Source organism: Pedobacter borealis DSM 19626 (genome assembly GCF_000708285.2).
Lineage (GTDB): Bacteria > Bacteroidota > Bacteroidia > Sphingobacteriales > Sphingobacteriaceae > Pedobacter > Pedobacter borealis.
In genome coordinates this window covers 50,825-67,534 of the sequence record NZ_JAUG01000002.1, presented here as the reverse complement: position 1 = coordinate 67,534, position 16,710 = coordinate 50,825, and the positions used below count along the sequence as shown (strand labels likewise).

At 38.7% G+C, this 16,710-nt stretch carries 18 protein-coding genes; 13 read left to right on the top strand and 5 right to left on the bottom strand.

Features of this window, described 5'->3' with window-relative positions; all coding sequences use genetic code 11:
• The first annotated feature begins 218 nt into the window (after positions 1-218).
• Together AW17_RS01165 and AW17_RS01160 are read left to right on the top strand one after the other, a co-directional pair.
• Positions 219-860, top strand: a complete 642-nt coding sequence (locus AW17_RS01165) for a DUF47 domain-containing protein (RefSeq protein WP_029274248.1) — start codon at positions 219-221, stop codon at positions 858-860.
• A gap of 12 nt (positions 861-872) precedes the next feature.
• Complete coding sequence (locus AW17_RS01160) at positions 873-1,883, top strand: inorganic phosphate transporter (protein WP_029274247.1); 1,011 nt, start codon at positions 873-875, stop codon at positions 1,881-1,883.
• A gap of 561 nt (positions 1,884-2,444) precedes the next feature.
• On the opposite strand, the gene AW17_RS01155 is transcribed toward AW17_RS01160, so the two are convergent.
• From AW17_RS01155 to AW17_RS01145, 3 genes are all read right to left on the bottom strand, one after another.
• Positions 2,445-3,059 carry an FMN-binding negative transcriptional regulator gene (locus AW17_RS01155; RefSeq protein ID WP_029274246.1) on the bottom strand — a complete coding sequence of 205 codons (615 nt, stop codon included), beginning with the start codon at positions 3,057-3,059 and terminating at the stop codon, positions 2,445-2,447.
• 114 nt (positions 3,060-3,173) lie between these two features.
• Positions 3,174-4,478, bottom strand: a complete 1,305-nt coding sequence (locus AW17_RS01150; protein WP_029274245.1) for a carboxypeptidase-like regulatory domain-containing protein — start codon at positions 4,476-4,478, stop codon at positions 3,174-3,176.
• The gene (locus AW17_RS01145; protein ID WP_029274243.1) at positions 4,471-5,049 is read right to left on the bottom strand and encodes an RNA polymerase sigma factor; all 579 of its coding nucleotides are present in this window, start codon (positions 5,047-5,049) and stop codon (positions 4,471-4,473) included. The genes AW17_RS01150 and AW17_RS01145 overlap by 8 nt, the downstream gene beginning before the upstream one ends.
• Positions 5,050-5,265: 216 nt before the next feature.
• On the opposite strand from AW17_RS01145, the gene AW17_RS01140 reads away from it, so the two are divergent.
• The 11 genes from AW17_RS01140 (at position 5,266) to AW17_RS01090 (ending at position 13,428) form a co-directional block, all read left to right on the top strand.
• On the top strand, positions 5,266-6,027 hold the full coding sequence (locus AW17_RS01140) for a DUF4197 domain-containing protein (protein WP_029274242.1): 762 nt from the start codon (positions 5,266-5,268) through the stop codon (positions 6,025-6,027).
• Positions 6,028-6,271: 244 nt separating this feature from the next.
• Positions 6,272-7,207 carry a TolB-like translocation protein gene (locus tag AW17_RS01135; RefSeq protein ID WP_029274241.1) on the top strand — a complete coding sequence of 312 codons (936 nt, stop codon included), beginning with the start codon at positions 6,272-6,274 and terminating at the stop codon, positions 7,205-7,207.
• 10 nt (positions 7,208-7,217) lie between these two features.
• A complete protein-coding gene (locus AW17_RS01130) occupies positions 7,218-8,150 on the top strand; it encodes a ketopantoate reductase family protein (protein ID WP_029274240.1) in 933 nt (310 codons plus the stop codon).
• Positions 8,151-8,267: 117 nt separating this feature from the next.
• Positions 8,268-8,819, top strand: coding sequence for an RNA polymerase sigma factor (locus AW17_RS01125; protein ID WP_029274239.1), 552 nt, complete (start codon positions 8,268-8,270; stop codon positions 8,817-8,819).
• Between the two features lie 12 nt (positions 8,820-8,831).
• Positions 8,832-9,185 (top strand): hypothetical protein, encoded by a 354-nt coding sequence (locus AW17_RS01120; RefSeq protein WP_029274238.1) that lies wholly within the window; start codon positions 8,832-8,834, stop codon positions 9,183-9,185.
• Positions 9,186-9,632: 447 nt separating this feature from the next.
• Positions 9,633-9,899, top strand: a complete 267-nt coding sequence (locus AW17_RS01115; RefSeq protein WP_029274237.1) for a hypothetical protein — start codon at positions 9,633-9,635, stop codon at positions 9,897-9,899.
• 5 nt (positions 9,900-9,904) lie between these two features.
• Positions 9,905-10,138 carry a hypothetical protein gene (locus tag AW17_RS01110; protein WP_029274236.1) on the top strand — a complete coding sequence of 78 codons (234 nt, stop codon included), beginning with the start codon at positions 9,905-9,907 and terminating at the stop codon, positions 10,136-10,138.
• 4 nt (positions 10,139-10,142) lie between these two features.
• Entirely contained in the window at positions 10,143-10,535 is a 393-nt protein-coding gene (locus tag AW17_RS01105; protein WP_029274235.1) for a glycosyltransferase, read from the top strand.
• A gap of 54 nt (positions 10,536-10,589) precedes the next feature.
• Entirely contained in the window at positions 10,590-11,042 is a 453-nt protein-coding gene (locus AW17_RS01100; RefSeq protein WP_029274233.1) for an Hsp20/alpha crystallin family protein, read from the top strand.
• 183 nt (positions 11,043-11,225) lie between these two features.
• Complete coding sequence (locus AW17_RS01095; RefSeq protein ID WP_029274232.1) at positions 11,226-12,446, top strand: DEAD/DEAH box helicase; 1,221 nt, start codon at positions 11,226-11,228, stop codon at positions 12,444-12,446.
• A 70-nt stretch (positions 12,447-12,516) separates the two neighbouring features.
• Entirely contained in the window at positions 12,517-13,428 is a 912-nt protein-coding gene (locus AW17_RS01090; RefSeq protein ID WP_029274231.1) for an AEC family transporter, read from the top strand.
• Between the two features lie 360 nt (positions 13,429-13,788).
• On the opposite strand, the gene AW17_RS01085 is transcribed toward AW17_RS01090, so the two are convergent.
• Complete coding sequence (locus AW17_RS01085; protein WP_342420869.1) at positions 13,789-14,841, bottom strand: C1 family peptidase; 1,053 nt, start codon at positions 14,839-14,841, stop codon at positions 13,789-13,791.
• Positions 14,842-15,084: 243 nt separating this feature from the next.
• Positions 15,085-16,512 carry an L-serine ammonia-lyase gene (locus AW17_RS01080; RefSeq protein ID WP_029274230.1) on the bottom strand — a complete coding sequence of 476 codons (1,428 nt, stop codon included), beginning with the start codon at positions 16,510-16,512 and terminating at the stop codon, positions 15,085-15,087.
• Positions 16,513-16,710: the final 198 nt, after the last annotated feature.

Below are 16,710 nucleotides of genomic sequence, written 5' to 3'. Positions count from 1 at the left end.
GTAAGTTTCATCGGGATAAAGCGTTTAGCGGCGCTATCGTAACCGAAGAACTTGTCCACGCCGTTTGCCAAAAAAACTATTTATTTCAGTATCAGCTACCTAAAACGATAGGAATAAGCCAAGCTTGATTAAATAAGATAATATTTAGTTAATATAATTAAGAAATTAACATTAACTTAACATTGGGCTTGTAGCTTTGCAACATATTAAAAATTAACATGAACAATATTTTTAAGTTCTTTACACCTCAAGACAAAAAGTTTCATCCGCTTTTCGAGCAGGCAGGTAGCAATGCATTAAAAATTGCAGAAACCCTTTTAGAAATGGTTAGCACAGGTGATGCTGAAAGCAGAAAAACAATTTTTAAAGAAATTGAGCGCTTGGAGCATGTAGGTGATGATATTACCCATTCAATTTTTCTTGAACTGAGCAGGAACTTTATTACGCCATTTGATAGAGAAGACATTCATGCATTGGCTACTGCCGTTGATGATGTTGCCGATTATATTTATGGTACTGCAAACCGTATGCAGATGTATAACATGAATACCATTAACGAGCCGATTGTTAAAATTGCCGAGCTTTTGGTAGAAATGTGTACTGATATTGATAAAGCAATTAAAGAATTACGCAGTTTCAAAAACATCCGTGTAATTGCCGATGCTTGTATCCGTATTAACAGTGGCGAAAACCAGGCTGATTATGTATTTACATTAGCGGTAGCCCGTTTATTCGAATACGAAACCAATGCGATTGAATTAATTAAACAAAAAGAGGTTTTACAAACGATAGAAAAAGCGACAGATAAGTGTGAGGATGTGGCGAATGTGCTTGAAACTATCTTGGTTAAAAACGCTTAATAAAAAACAAACATGGTAACTACCTTATTGGTTGTTGTTGTAATTCTGGCTATTGCTTTCGATTACATTAACGGCTTTCACGATGCCGCTAACTCGATTGCAACAGTTGTTTCTACAAAAGTTCTTACGCCTTTTCAGGCGGTTTTGTGGGCTGCGTTGTTCAATTTCGCTGCCTACTTTTATTTTACTGACCACAAAGTAGCCAATACAGTTGCTAAAACGGTAATCGAAAATTATATCACTTTAGAAGTTATCCTTGCAGGTTTGGTTGCTGCAATTATCTGGAACCTTTTAACCTGGTGGTATGGTATCCCTTCAAGTTCATCACATACCTTAATTGGCGGTTTTGCTGGTGCAGGTATGACACATGCTTTACTTATAGGCGCTAGTCCGCTTGATGCTGTAAACACGGGTTATGTAATAAAAATTGTTTCTTTCATTGTACTGGCACCGATAATCGGTATGGTTATATCAGTTGTATTAACACTGATCATTATCAATATCTGTCGTTATGCTAAGCCAGCAACTGCTGAGAAATGGTTTAAACGCCTACAATTGCTTTCTTCTGCTGCATTAAGTTTCTTCCACGGAGGTAACGATGCCCAAAAGGTAATGGGGATCATTGCAACAGCTTTAATCGCCTCAAAAGTAATTCCTAATTTCGAAGCCATGCCTGCATGGGTGCCAATTGCCTGTTATTCGGCAATATCATTAGGTACCATGAGTGGTGGCTGGAAAATTGTTAAAACAATGGGTTCCAAAATCACTAAAGTAACCGCACTGGAAGGTGTTGCTGCCGAAGGCGCTGGAGCAGTAACTCTAGGTATTACAGAGCACTTCGGTATCCCGGTTTCTACAACACATACCATTACAGGTTCGATTGTAGGGGTAGGTGTGGTAAAAAGCGTTTCTGCAGTACGTTGGGGTGTAACCATCAACTTAATCTGGGCCTGGATTTTAACCATTCCGGTTTCGGCTACATTAGCGGCCATTATTTATGCCGTGATCTATTACTTAAAGTAAAAACAAAATCTTTAATATATTCTTAAGAGACCAAAGCTAATTGCCTTGGTCTTTTTTGTTTTTAACCGCAAAGAACGTTAAGTTTTCGCAAAGCGATGTTTTGTTTTACCACAGAGGGCATTGAGTTTGCACAGAGTAAACAGAGAAAGGTGTCTCGATCCGATAGCTATAAGTAAAAATACTCTATCATCTCGACCGGAGCAACGCGAAGTAGAGAGATTTTTGTACTAAGTTATTGAAATCAAATCTAAAAGATTTCTCCACGGCGGTCGAAATGACGGCTTTACTTTGTGGATGTCATCCTGAGTGCAACGAAGGATCTTTAACTGTACTTTGCTATTCATTAAAAGATTCTTCACTGCGTTCAGAATGACAGTAGAGTTACGCGCTTCGCAGTTAATAAAGCCATAGGATGCACTAAAAACACCGTATACCTAAATTAAATTCTAATTCTACCCTTGTCTGTGGTTGTCCTAAACTACGCTCAGCCTAACCAGGATTTAACCATTTTTTCTTTGCGCTATGCACATTTTCTGCACAAAATTATTGTTAAAAGCCTACTTAAACATTCTTCTTCATTTCCTTCGCTACTTCTTTTGCAACCAGATCTTCACTTTTCTCCAGATTTGCTATAATACTTTCCTGATTTTTTGTTGAGTGATTTTGGCTCATTTTAAAAACATGGTCGATGTGTTTCACCAAAACTTCGAATCCTGTAATTGCCTTTAAATGCTTCTGAATATATGCTTCATCCATTTTATTAAAGGCAGCAGGACTTGTTTCAGGATTTTCATACTGATTTGTTAGTTCTTTTACGACATGATAAGTTTCTTCAGAATCCATGAGTCTGATAGAGCCTTTAGCCTGAACCGTTTTATAATTCCAGGTAGAAACTGAGGCCGGTTTTTCGTAAACTGATGCGCTGATATAAGCATGCGCACCGGTAAAAACAGCCATCACGCTCGGATTTTGCTCAAATGCCATATAATGATCGGTTTTGGTCATGATGTGGCCGATAAGTTTTATCGAATCGTTATGGATTACGGTTTGAATCGGTACCTGTGTAACAACCGGATATTCGCCATCAAAGCCGATTAATGTGATAAAATTATTTTGTTGCATAAACTCAAGAATCTCATCTTGATTGCCTGCTGTAGAGTATGAGGTTCTGTACATGATTTGTGCTTTTTTACTGCCCGACAAAAGTAGGTTTCGGGAGGAATACCAAGCTGATGTGATATTCCAAGTGTTCTTGTGGTGCGTTTGGTAGTTAAATATAAATAAGAAAAATTAAAACTTAACGCTTATTTCAACTGAGTCAACTCCGTTTTTTGGCAATACCCAATCCGGACCGTCTTGAATAAGTCTTTTCGCCTCCGCATCGGCTTTTTTGTTCAGTGATTTTATAACGCTGATATTGGTTGGCCGCCCGTTACTTTTAACTTTGAAACTTAAAATCACAAATTGCTCCGGACCTTTAGGGTTATAAAGTTTGTTGTTGTTCTCTAAGTATTGGTTATAGTTGATGGTAGACACGGGAACAGGTTTCGTAATGCTATCAGCTGATTTTCCATCCAGGTTTTGTTCTGCACGCAATGTAATTTTTGGTGCAGCAATATTTTCTTTCTTACCCCGACTATATCCTACTATCAATGCAACTTCGTTTAGCGATTTATTCCCACTTAAAGCACTTTTAATTGCATTAGGATCTTGCAGGCCAGCTACAGGCAATTCTTTAAAACCAATAGCATTAATCAATAAGTCCTTATCTTTTGCATTGCTATCGGCAGGTAAATAGAAATAACCTTTAGCATCTGTTGCGGTTACATTTTTAGAACCCGCTAACTTTACCACAGCACCTGGAACAGGTTGGCCATTGCTTTGGTCTACAACGTTGCCGCTAAACGCAATTTTACTTGAGCCAAATGCTGGCGCTGCTGCCACTACAGTCTCACTTATCGTAACTGGGCTTGGTCTGTAATTGCCAAAGCCTACCGCGCTCTTCGCTTTAGCGCGATTGCTCTCGGTTGCAATTTTCGCCGCTTTTACCTCGGCCATTTGTTGCTCTGCCCGTTCTAATGCCCGTTTTGCTTTAGTGTTTTTCGCTAAATCCCCTGTTTTTGCGGCTGTAATTGCTTTATCTATCAAAGCTGCCTTTGTAGAGTTTTGCGTAACCGTATCTTCTTTAGGTTTGGGTTGAACTGAAGCAATATTCGTTGTACTATCTAACTGAACCATCACACCGCCCTGTTTATGTGCAGCAAGTTCTGCATTCCTGCGGTTGGTTTCGCGCATAAAGAATAAAATGCTTACTGCAATAAAAGCTACTGTTGCGGTTGCTGCAATACTTAACCTTTGGGTAGTAATGCCCCAAAGCTTGCGTTTTATAGGTTTTTCAGAAACACGGTCGTACAGTTGTTTTTGTAAAATAGAAAGTGTTTGCTTGCGTTTGGGCGATTGTTTCAGCCCCTCTAATGCTTCGGCAACAAAAGGGTCTTCCAAAGCCTGTCTTTCTACAAAGTGCATAGCCTTAGCATCAAGCTTACCATCCAGGTAATCTTCCAGAACATCAATATCTAACCAATCGTTATTCACTACTGTTTTTCTCTATACAAATCTTCAAATTCCGCTTACCATTTTGGATGTAACTCTTAACTTTAAGCATGTCGTAGCCCGTAATATTGGCTACTTCTTTATAGCATTTTTCTTGTAAATAAAATAAATCTACGCTTTTTCGCTGTTCTTCGGGCAAAGTTTCCATACACTTTTCCATAATGGTAAGCTGCGTTTCTTTTGTGTTGTCTATATCCAGATGCACAAACTCGCTATTTTCCACAAAAGTATCGTCTAATGAGACATTATTTTGCTTCGCCGATTTACGTAGTGCCATTAGACAATGGTTCCGCGTTAAAACATGAAGCCAGCTTTTAAAGTTCTGTACCTCATGTATTTTCAGCTTCGTTACCAGTTCTTCAAAAATTTGCATTACCGCATCCTTACTTTGCTCTTCATCTTTGAAGTAGTTTAAGCAAACCCCGAACACCAAATGCATGTATTTATTGTAAAGCGTGCCCAACGCGTCTAAATCGCCTGTATTTTTATACTGGGCAATCAGTTTAGCGTCGTCTTGCTGGGCGTTCCCAGCTGTGTTTTTTATAAACCTCAAAAAAATGGTAGCTATTTCGAATTATCTTTCAAGTATAAAAAATATTTCTGAGTGATGGTACATAAACTAATTTTTTAGGAAGAGAAGGGCCTAAATATTTACGTTGTTCCTTATCTTTTTAAGCGGTTTAACATTGTTGCCATGTGCAAAGGTTTATCTTTGAGGGTAAATAAGAATTATGGCAGTTGTTTTGCTAAACATGATTAAACACACAAAATGAAAAAGATCAATATTTTATCGGCATCACTGGCCATGCTGGTATTTGCAAGCCTAAATGTTAGCGCACAGATTAAACTGAGCGATATATTTAAAAAAGTAACCGAAAAACAGGGCACTACCACAGCTGCTACCGGAACGCCGTCTACTTTTGAAATAGGACAGGGGATTAAGGAAGCGCTACAAATTGGTGTTTCTGCAGGTGCCGAGAGGCTTTCGCTTAAAGATGGTTTTTTAGGCAATCTGGCTGTTAAAATTTTGATGCCTCCTGAAGCACAAAAAGTTGAAAGAACATTACGCGGCATAGGCTTGAACAAACTTTGCGATAATGTGATTGTAAGCCTAAACCGTGCCGCAGAAGATGCGGCTACCGAAGCAAAGCCTATTTTTATCTCAGCCATTAAACAGATGACATTAACCGATGCGACTAATATCCTGTTGGGTAACAAAGACGCAGCTACCGAATACTTTAAAAGGGTAACTACTTCCCAGCTGATGCAAAAATTTAGTCCAATTGTAACTACAAGTTTAAATAAGGTAAATGCCACCAAATATTATAGCGACTTAACTACACAATACAATCGCCTGCCTTTGGTTAAGCCTGTAAATACGAATTTAACCGAATACGTTACACAAAAAGCGATAGATGGTTTATTTGTTGAAGTTGCGAAGGAAGAACTCAAAATCAGGGGCAACTTAAGCTCACGCAGCACAACCTTGTTGCAAAAAGTATTTGGTTACGCTGACAAGAAAAAGATTTAATCTGTTTAATTGTGGTTCGTGAGGACACGGACTGCGGCAGTAAAATATAGCATACGAGTTTCCTCGGTCTGTGTCCTCACAGACCGAAATTAGATTTAAGTACAGGGCATTGATTTATGGGTTTGTGAGGAAGCGAACCAGAGCGAAGGATAAAATCGATCAACACAAAGTTTGTATTAAGTAAAATATAGCTTCTGCTTCCCTTCAAAAACCGCAGACACAAAAACTATTTGTAAAATTGTACATGACGAAAATCAGCACCACATTAGTTTCTATTTTAATTCCCTGCGTTGCATTAATTACTTCCTGCAAAAGCAATAAATCCGAGGCAGAAAATGCGAAAGCCGTTTTAGATACTGTTTCTTTAAGTAGTAAAAATTTCGCGTTAGCCTATCAGGACGGAGATAAAATTGTAGCCACGAGTATCGATACCATGAAACAGATTTCGTTTGGTGGTGCTACCGATCCGGCTATTTCTCCTGATGGAAATAAACTGGCCTACACCCTGAGCGATTCGGTCGGGAACAGATCCATTTGGGTTGCCGACATGGAAAACAAAAGCCAGGGGAAATTGCAGGTAAATAGCAATAATTATTATCAGGCCATGTGGTCGCCTGATGGAACTGCGATCGCTTTCAATATTTTTAAGAGCAAAAACTTATGGAAGATAGGTGTAATTAAAACCGATAACTCTGGATATGTGATGCTTGATAGTGCATCTAAAATAAATGTTTATGCGCCAACCTGGAAAAATGAAAAGGAAATCATCGGACAGGATCTTACCAAGCTTTACACCTTTGATATTACCGGAAAGTTAATCGATACTAAATTGATAGCCGATTTGATTGGGAAAGAATTTTCCATTGCGAGTAGCAACCGTTTCTTTTATGCAAAAGACGGGAAAAAACTGATTTTTAATGCAGGAAATGCCGATAGTTTAGACGGATTAACGGGGCCGAGTGAAGCAGTTTATGTTTTAGATCTGGCCAGTAAAAAAGTACAACGGATTTCGCCAAAAGGTATAAACATTCCTTATGTTTTTCTTACGGCCGATGATCGGATTTTTTATAGCGGAGCTGAAAAACCCTTTACACAAAGCAAAATATATGTTTCTGATTTAGAGGGGAATATTAAAACGGTAGTGGATAAAGGAAATAACCCAACGGGTGCATTGAAATAATCTGTTTATTATGCCAAATAAAACAAGAATCGTTATTGTAGGAATTGGTGGGGTGGGTGGATATTTCGGAGGCTTACTGTCTAAGAAATATAGCAACGGAAATGATGTAGAAGTTATTTTTGTTGCCCGTGGCGAACATTTAAATGAGATCCAAAATAAGGGTTTAACTGTAATAAAAGGGAACGAAAATTTTGTAACTAAGCCATATCTGGCTACCGATGATTATAGTAAAGTTGGCGTGGCCGATTTTATTATAATCTGCACGAAAAGCTACGATTTAAAACAAACCATCAAAAAGTTAAAACCCTTAATCAGCCATAGTACGATATTGTTGCCACTTTTAAATGGCGTTAGCGCAAGTGATGAAATTTTAGAAATCCTACCTCATGCAAATGTTTTAAAAGGCTGTGCATTTATCGTTTCCAAAATTAAATCGCCGGGTATAATCGAAAATTCCGGTAATATTCAAAAGCTATCTTTTGGTATGGATGGACTAATAGGCGAAGCGGTTTTACGTCTGAAAGATTTAATGCTTGATGCGGGAATCGATGTAATGGTTTCTGATAAAATCTCTACCGCCATCTGGGAAAAATTTATATTTATTTCTCCTACGGCTACCGCTACATCTTATTTCGATAGCTCTATTGGAAAGGTATTGGAAGAAAATCTTGAAACTGTTCTGAAGTTAATTGAAGAAGTGAAAAACCTTGCCCTGACTAAAGGCGTAACCATTAGTGATGACATTTCGGGCAAAACATTAAATACGATGAAATCGATGCCCTACGAGGTTACCTCGTCCATGCACCGCGATTATCTCAATCAAAAACCACAAACAGAAGTTGAGTCGTTAACAGGCTACATTGTACGGGAAGCCGAAAAACTTGGCATTCCAACACCAACTTATCATAAGCTGTACGAAGGGCTGCTCAAAAGAAGAATGTAGTAAATCGCTAAAAATCAGTTGTTTTTGGTCGAGAATGCCAATTTCCTAAAAAAAAATAAAGAAAATTTAAAGTAATATTGAGTTTCATCCGTTTACTGGGTTATTAAGCAAAATTTAGTGCCAACAAACGAACCTCAAAATATCATTTCAACGGTTGCCAATTATGGTAAGCGCTTATTCAGTTTCATCCGTGGAAGGGTGAATACGGATGAGGATGCGGAAGATATTTTACAGGATGTTTGGTTTCAGCTCAGCAATCAACCCGAGGCTGGCGCCATCGAGCAGATTAGTGGATGGCTATATCGGGTGGCAAGAAATAAGATCACCGATAAATACCGTAAACAAAAAGAAGAATCGTTAGAAGATTTCGCTTTCGAAGGTGAAGATGGCGAAATCAATTTTAAAGAAATTTTACTTGCCGAAGCTTACTCTCCAGAAGAAGAAAGTTTAAAAAAACTATTCTGGGATCAATTGTTTTTGGCACTGGAAGAACTGCCGGAGAATCAGCGTTACGTGTTTGTTCAGAACGAATTGGAAGAACGTACTTTTCAGGAACTGGCGGATGAAAGCGGAGAGAATATCAAAACATTAATATCAAGAAAGGGTTATGCTGTAAAACACCTGCGTAACCGTTTACAAAATTTATATCAGGAATTTATTAACTATTAAATTTGCAGAGACATGATGAATAGAAATTTTAATCGGCGCAAGAAATTTATTTTCTTTTTACCCGTAGCGGTGCTTATTGCAGCGGTATTGGGTTATGTGGTTATGTTTTTATGGAATTGGATTTTACCTGAGGTGGCACATGCAGGCAAACTTAATTATTGGCAAGCCCTCGGTTTACTTGTGCTGTGCAGGTTGCTTTTTGGGAACTTTAATAAAGGTGGCCATGGAGGACATAATGGCTTCCGCGAGCGGGCAAGGAGCATGCGTGCCAAATGGGAGACGATGAACGATGAGGAAAGAGCAAAATTCAAAGAAGAATACAAACGGAGATGTGGCGGATGGGGCCACCATCGCAATAAGGAATAATTTAGAAGCCTCGATTAAATTCGGGGCTTTTTGTTTACTATGCCATCATTCTGAGAGGTATCGTCATCTCGACCGTAGTGTTCCAAAGGAACTCCTTTGGAGGAGAGATCTTCAAACTGTATTAAAAGATTTCTCCATTCCGTTGCACTTCAGTCGAAATGACGACCTTTCTACTGATTTCCATTCGGTTGATGTTAACAAACTCATTATTAATCCTTCGAATCTATCCGATAGCTATCGTATCAGGATGACATAAAGAAAGGATGATTAATCACTTAAAAAGATCCTTCATTGCATTCAGGATGACAAAATTCCTTAACGAATAAAAAAATCAAAATAATTTAAAGTAAAAATAAAGTTGTTTCGTCTTCCTATATAAATAACAAAAACAAAGATGTGTTAGTCAATTTGTTTAGGATGAATTGGTTACCGAAAAAAATATAGAAGATGAAAAAAATATTAAAAACCATAGGATTCGGGATTGTACTTGGTGCAGTCGCTTTCTTCATACCGTTCGTGTTCAAATTTATATTGGCCATCATGCTGATTGGTTTAATATTCAGGATTTTTATTGGTAGACGGCGCCACTATTTCCAGAACCGCTTTAACGGTTTCGAGAATCATTACAATCCAATTGTACCGATCGATAACCAATGGTACAGACCAACAGTACAAGGCAATGGAACAGTTAACAACATTAACGTAAATTATTAACCGCCATGAGAGCATTTAGAATATTATTGGCGTTGGCTGTTGCCGCAGGAACTTTTTACAGCTTAAATGTACTGGCCGTTCAGAATGGATACCGCGATCGGTTAGATTTTAAAAACAGGCATTATCATAATGATTGCCAGCAAGAGCATCATAGAAACCATAGTTACAGTCACCATAGCAGAAAAATGGACGATACCATGATTACGCCTATTGACAGTATAAACAAAGTAAATAGATAACGTTATGTCACAGGTACTTTTTTTAAGCGATCCATCTCAGGCCGATGTTAATCCGATTTTGGGTATGGCAAACGAGCTGATTACCCGAGGGGAGAAGGTAACTTTCTTTAGCTCGGACGAATTTAAGGTCCCTATAGAACAAATCGGCGCTGACTTTAAAGCCTACAATCAGGAATTGAATATTTTTCAAGGGAAAAAGGCGGTTGATGAAGAAGAGAAACCTAAATCGGGATTAATCAGCGCACTGCTTGAGCCAATGAAATTTATCGATGATATTTTGGTTCAGATAAGGGGTTTGAAATTTGATTACGCCGTTTTCTCGCCATCATACCCCTATGCAAATATCATTACACAGCTATTGGGCATCCCTAAAACGGAGCAGGCGGCTTACAGCTAATATTGGCTTAAGCCGATAAATTAACAGCATAAATAACAATTAAAATTAAACAAAATGTACAACGAACATAGATGCCATTCGGGCAAGATGCATAGTCGCTTCGGCGCAGGAGAAGGAAGATTTGGAAAGCACTTTGGTGGTCCTTTCGGTCACCACAAACATGCCATGTTTAACCAGGGCTTTAGAAAAGTACCTGCTAATATTGAAGAAACAGAAACCAGCTTTATTATTGAGCTTTTTGCACCAGCTTTGGTTAAAGAGAATTTAAAGGTGGTTACCAAAGATGATGTATTAACCATTTCTTACCAAGCTAAAGAAGAAACCGATTCGGCTAAAAAGTATAGCCGCAGAGAATATAGCAACGGCACTTTCGAAAGAGCTTTTGGCCTAAACGGAAAAGTTTTAGTAGAAAATATTTCAGCCAGTTACGCTGATGGAATTTTGAAGGTTACCCTACCTAAAAACCCTGAAACGAATACACCAGAAAAAGATATTCTGGTAGACTAAGTTTCGTCTATTATAATTTCCAGGCCCTCGGTTGTTTATAGCAATCGGGGCTTTTTTGTTTTTATGCCATCTAAAGCGTTGCACATATGGCCTTCAAAATCATTTAACACATCGATATTAAAATGCCGTTTGTTATTAGCGGTATTTTAAGGTACTTTTGCTAAAAGACATAAACACAATAGATTGAATTTTAACGATTTTAATTTTAACCCCGATTTATACGAGGGCTTAATGGCCATGGGGTATAAAAGCGCTACTCCAATACAAGAACAAGCCATCCCGGTAATTTTAGATAATCATGATCTGATTGCCTGCGCTCAAACCGGGACAGGAAAAACGGCCAGCTACCTTTTACCCGTAATGGATAAAATTAGCAAAGCTGCCGATAGGCACAACAATACCTTGATACTGGCTCCAACACGCGAGCTTGCGCAACAGATCGATTTACAGGTTGAAGCGCTAGCTTATTTTACCAATATCAGTTCTTTAGCTGTTTACGGTGGGGGAGATGGTATCGCTTACGAACAGCAAAAACGTTCTATGCGCAATGGTGTAGATATTATTATTGCCACTCCGGGCAGACTAATGGCACATTTATCTTCAGGTGTGTTAAAACTGGAACATTTGCAGCATTTAATTTTAGATGAAGCAGATAGAATGTTGGATATGGGCTTTTACGACGACATTATCCGCATTATTAGCTACCTGCCAAAGAAAAGGCAAACACTTTTATTCTCGGCTACTATGGCCCCGAAAATAAGAACCATGGCAGGTAAGATTTTGCACGAACCGAAGCAGATTACCATTTCAATAGCTAAACCTGCTGAGGGGATCGATCAACAAGCCTATAACATTCACGACCAACAGAAACAGGCCTTATTAACCGATATTTTTAAAAGCGGGCAATACAAAAGCAGTATCATTTTCGTTTCGACCAAAGAAAAAGTAAAAGCGTTGTATAAAACCTTTAAAGGATTGGGTATTAAAGCAGAAGCTTTTCACTCCGACTTAGGGCAGAAAGAACGCGAAGATATTTTACTGGCTTTCAAAAACAGGAGATTGCCAATTTTAATCGGAACGGATGTATTATCCCGCGGAATTGATGTAGAGGGAATCGACCTAGTGATCAATTATGATGTTCCTGGCGATCCGGCTGATTATGTACACCGTATTGGCCGTACGGCAAGAGCTGCAACCAAAGGAACGGCCATTACATTGGTTAACGGTAGAGATAAACGCAAGTTCGATAACATCGAAAAATTAATCGAAAAGGAAGTTCCCCGCATGCCACTGCCAGAAAGCATAGCTGCAATAGAAATTACGCATGTGGAGGAAAAACGGCCCCAACATAATGGTAAGAAAAAGGTTTGGAACAAAAAGAAAAAACCAAAACCTTCTGTATAAATTATTTAAAAACGCCATAAGTACATTTCTTATTGGCGTTTTTCTTTTATAAATTATCTTTGCGCTAACAATGGCAAACTTCATTATTATAGGTTTATGCATTTTAGCCGGGATTCTTTTCAGAAAAAGTAAATCGCTCCCCAAAGATGCGCACAAAGGCATTAATGCCTGGATTATCTATATCGCACTACCCGCAGTTTCTTTTAAATATCTGCCACACATAACCTGGACTAAGGATCTATTCTTTCCTGTACTGGCACCAATTTGTGTCTGGCTATTTGGTTGGTTATTTATTACCCTGTATAGTCGCATCCGGAATATTAATAAATCCACTGCCGGCGGGTTAAAACTAACCAGTTCTTTAAGTAATACGTCATTTGTAGGGTTTCCTTTAATTGTGGCTTATTTTAGCGAAAAGGAACTGGCTGTCGCCATTATCTGCGATCAGGTTACCTTTATGCTTTTAGCTACCATTGGTGTTATTGTGGCCATCCGCTCCTCGCAGAATCAAAAGTTAAGCCCAAAATTGGTGCTGAAAAAAGTATTGACGTTTCCGCCGCTTATTGGTTGCGTTTTAGCGCTGACCCTCCCGCGTTTTATTGACCGTTCTTCACTTGATCCATTGTTTGAGAAACTATCTGGTACAGTTGGTCCATTGGCATTGTTTTCAATAGGTTTACAATTAAAATTTGGCGGTTGGTTTAGCGAATTGAAACACATCAGCTTTGCTTTATTATATAAACTGATTTTAGCGCCATTGGTAGTTTTAGTTATGGCACTTGTTTTAGGTATGAATGGAATGATTACCAAAATAACGATTTTCGAAATGGCTATGCCAACACTCGTAACCGCTGGTGTGGTAGCCGATCAGTATAACCTTAATCCGAAGCTTTCCAATCTGGTGGTTGGAATCGGAATTTTATTGTGTTTTATCACCACGGCTTTATGGTGGTTGGTGTTAACTTATTCAGGCCTGGTTTAATTTGGCCTCTTTGTTTTACCACAGAGTGCGCGAAGAGGTGGCACACAGAGAGCACAGAGTAGGTTATTTAGAACCACAGGTTTATGGTGGTTGGTGCTGACTTATTCTGGACTGGTTTAATTTGTCCCCTTTGTTTTGCCACAGAGTGCGCGAAGAGGTGGCACAGAGAACACAGAGCAGGTTATTTAGAGGTGTGAACTAAATTAAGAAATTTGATGGATCAGATGTCAAGACCAAGCTCTAGCCTTGAAACACGCCTCGTTTCTCAGTGCCCTCAGTGAAAGTCTCGGTTTCCTCTGTGGTTAACAACAAAAAAGCCACAAAATTTCTTCTGCGGCTCCTTTAATGATTTAGGTTTAGTTACAAAGCTAATTTTTTAGAAATTGCAGATGGAATACCTGCTTTGTTCAATAAAATTGCTGTTGTTTTATATTTTACGTAGTTTTTGGTTACGTATAAATATCCTTTATAATCGTTACTTGCTCCCCAAGAGTTTTTAACGATATAATATTCTTTACCTGTTTGATCTTTGGCTAAACCAACAATGTGCATACCATGATCATCAGTAGTTTGGTAGTTGTCGAAAGCAAGCTGGCGATTCTCCTGCGTAATTTCCATCTCTGGCTGCGGACCGTTAAACATATCTGCTTTTTGTTTCACGGTCATATCAGCGAAAGGTGTTTGTGGAACAAAAGCAACACCGTTTTTCCAGCTGAAGTTTTTTTCGCTTACATCTGTAGCCCATGCAACAGTATAACCACCTTTTAAAGCGTTATCGATGATGTCTGTTAACTCGTTTACTTTAACGTTATAAACCTGATCGAAAGACCAGTTATCAGGCACTAATAAGGTAAATTTGCTATAGAAAGGATGATCGTTGAACGATGAAAGTTCTACATAGTTGTCGGCATTTAAACCTACCACTTCCTGAGCGAAAGTTTTTGGTGTGTATTTTTTACCATTGTACGTAAAGTTCTCTGGTACTGTACCTAAATAAGCATCAATTACACCAGTATAAGCTTTTAACCAGTTTAGGGTTAACTCGCCATTTGCATTCTTTACAACAGCTTCTAAAACACCTTTTTCGATATCGCCAAGCTCTGCAGTTTTATTAATTTTAGTGCCATAATTTAATCCGGTATATACCTCTTGCGGAACTGCACCGTATTTTCTGTACATATTGATTACATCGTGCAAAGCACCACCATCGCCTAATGATACCGCACCATGCATACGCACGTAATTTTTGCCTTTTTCTACATAAGCGTTACGGGCCGAAAAAAGCTGAGATAACGTTATGGGCTGTTTACCCGCTTTAATCATTTCTGATTCTAAAAATGAGTTGGTAGAGTAGCTCCAGCAAGTTCCTGATGATCCTTGATTCTGAACTGGTGTATTGGCCAGGTTAATCACTTCAGTGAATTTAAAAGAAGAAGCACTGTTTTCGCTTTGGTTGTTTTTTAAAGAATAACGAGATTGTCTTGCGCATAAGTCGCCGATATAGATAACGACAAAGCCAAACCAATCACACTGATTTTTGTGTAGTTGATCATTTTTTTATGAATAATTAATAAAGTCAGCGAATGTAAAAATACTTGTTGATTTGGCGCCAGAAAATTTGTAATAAACCGATCATTTTAATGCAACAATATTGAATTAACATTCTGGCAAACTGATTGGAATATTGGTTGCCAACCCTCCGTCAGATGTTTCTTTGTATTTGGCATTCATATCGAGGGCGGTTTCCCACATAGTATTTACCACTGCATCCAAACTTACTTTTGCCTTATCAGGATTGCTTTGTAAGGCTAACTGGCTGGCTGTGATGGCTTTAATGGCGCCCATGGTGTTTCTTTCGATACAAGGGATCTGTACTAAACCGCCAATCGGATCGCAGGTTAAACCCAAGTGATGTTCCATGGCAATTTCTGCTGCCATTAAAACCTGTCTTTGCGAGCCACCTAAACACTCCGTTAGTGCTGCTGCAGCCATGGCTGAGGAAACGCCAATTTCGGCCTGACACCCGCCCATAGCAGCTGATATGGTTGCTCCTTTTTTGAAAATACTGCCTACTTCTGAAGCACAGGCAATAAACTGGATGATTTTTTCTTCGCTGTAACCATCGCAAAAGGTAATAAAATATTGTAATACGGCTGGAATTACGCCTGCAGCACCATTGGTAGGGGCAGTTACCACACGACCAAAAGATGCATTTTCTTCATTAACGGCCAGCGCGAAGCAGCTTACCCAATCTAAAGTATAATTAAAGCCGTTTCCGCCTTTTCTAATGGCTTCTACCCAGCTATTATAATCTGAATACTCACTTTTATCAATTAATCGTTTATTTAGCGGAAATGCCCTTCGCGCCACATTTAAACCGCCTGGTAAAAAACCTGTGGTATGGCATCCACGATAAATACAATCGCGCATAACCGCAAAATGCTGCAGGATGCCTTTTTTTGTCTCTGCTTCAGTGCGCCAGGCCAGTTCGTTCTCCATTACGATTTCGCTCACCTTTAAACCCGTAGATAAACACCAGTGTAAAAGGTCTTTTGCTTTTTCTACAGGAAAGGGAAGGTCAACCTGTGGTTTCTTACTATTGTCTTCGCCTTCTTTTACCACAAAACCGCCACCAATAGAGTAATAGGTTTCTGAAAATGCTTTTCCACCTTTTAAAAATGCCTGAAAAGTAACCGCATTTGGGTGAAAGGGCAAACTTTCGGCAAAAAGAAAAAGCAGGTCGTTATCGTAATCAAAATCAAGAATTAAATGATCAGCAAGATTTAATTTCTTATCTCTTTGGATGCGCTCGAAGGTTGGTGTAACGGCATCTACATCAAAAGTTACCGGATCAGCTCCTGTTAAACCGAGTAGAATAGCTACATCAGTTCCATGGCCTTTACCTGTTTTGGCAAGCGAACCATAAAGCAATATTTTTATGCCCTCAATTTCATCAATCAAACTGTTTTGGGCAAGCGAAGCTGTAAACTGTTGTGCGGCCCGCCATGGGCCTAAGGTATGTGAACTGGATGGGCCGATGCCTATTTTAAAAATATCGAAAACTGAAATCTGTTCCTTGATCATTATGAATATAGTTACACAAAGCTAAGATAAGTTTTTGAGGAATTTGCTTAGGTTTGTAAACTGAAATTTTAAAGCCAATTTTAGCTAAAAAAGTTAGTAATTTAGCTATCTTTGTTAGTTGTTAGAAACTTAAGTAACAATTATTAAGATAAATTTATTAGTTTAATTTACTATCGTGTTTAGAAGCTAAAGGTTTCT

Coding starts and splice junctions, on each gene's coding strand:
- AW17_RS01165 (WP_029274248.1), top strand. CDS start 219: ATGAACAATATTTTTAAGTTCTTTACACCTCAAGACAAAAAGTTTCAT.
- AW17_RS01160 (WP_029274247.1), top strand. CDS start 873: ATGGTAACTACCTTATTGGTTGTTGTTGTAATTCTGGCTATTGCTTTC.
- AW17_RS01155 (WP_029274246.1), bottom strand. CDS start 3,059: ATGTACAGAACCTCATACTCTACAGCAGGCAATCAAGATGAGATTCTT.
- AW17_RS01140 (WP_029274242.1), top strand. CDS start 5,266: ATGAAAAAGATCAATATTTTATCGGCATCACTGGCCATGCTGGTATTT.
- AW17_RS01135 (WP_029274241.1), top strand. CDS start 6,272: ATGACGAAAATCAGCACCACATTAGTTTCTATTTTAATTCCCTGCGTT.
- AW17_RS01130 (WP_029274240.1), top strand. CDS start 7,218: ATGCCAAATAAAACAAGAATCGTTATTGTAGGAATTGGTGGGGTGGGT.
- AW17_RS01120 (WP_029274238.1), top strand. CDS start 8,832: ATGATGAATAGAAATTTTAATCGGCGCAAGAAATTTATTTTCTTTTTA.
- AW17_RS01115 (WP_029274237.1), top strand. CDS start 9,633: ATGAAAAAAATATTAAAAACCATAGGATTCGGGATTGTACTTGGTGCA.
- AW17_RS01110 (WP_029274236.1), top strand. CDS start 9,905: ATGAGAGCATTTAGAATATTATTGGCGTTGGCTGTTGCCGCAGGAACT.
- AW17_RS01105 (WP_029274235.1), top strand. CDS start 10,143: ATGTCACAGGTACTTTTTTTAAGCGATCCATCTCAGGCCGATGTTAAT.
- AW17_RS01100 (WP_029274233.1), top strand. CDS start 10,590: ATGTACAACGAACATAGATGCCATTCGGGCAAGATGCATAGTCGCTTC.
- AW17_RS01090 (WP_029274231.1), top strand. CDS start 12,517: ATGGCAAACTTCATTATTATAGGTTTATGCATTTTAGCCGGGATTCTT.
- AW17_RS01080 (WP_029274230.1), bottom strand. CDS start 16,512: ATGATCAAGGAACAGATTTCAGTTTTCGATATTTTTAAAATAGGCATC.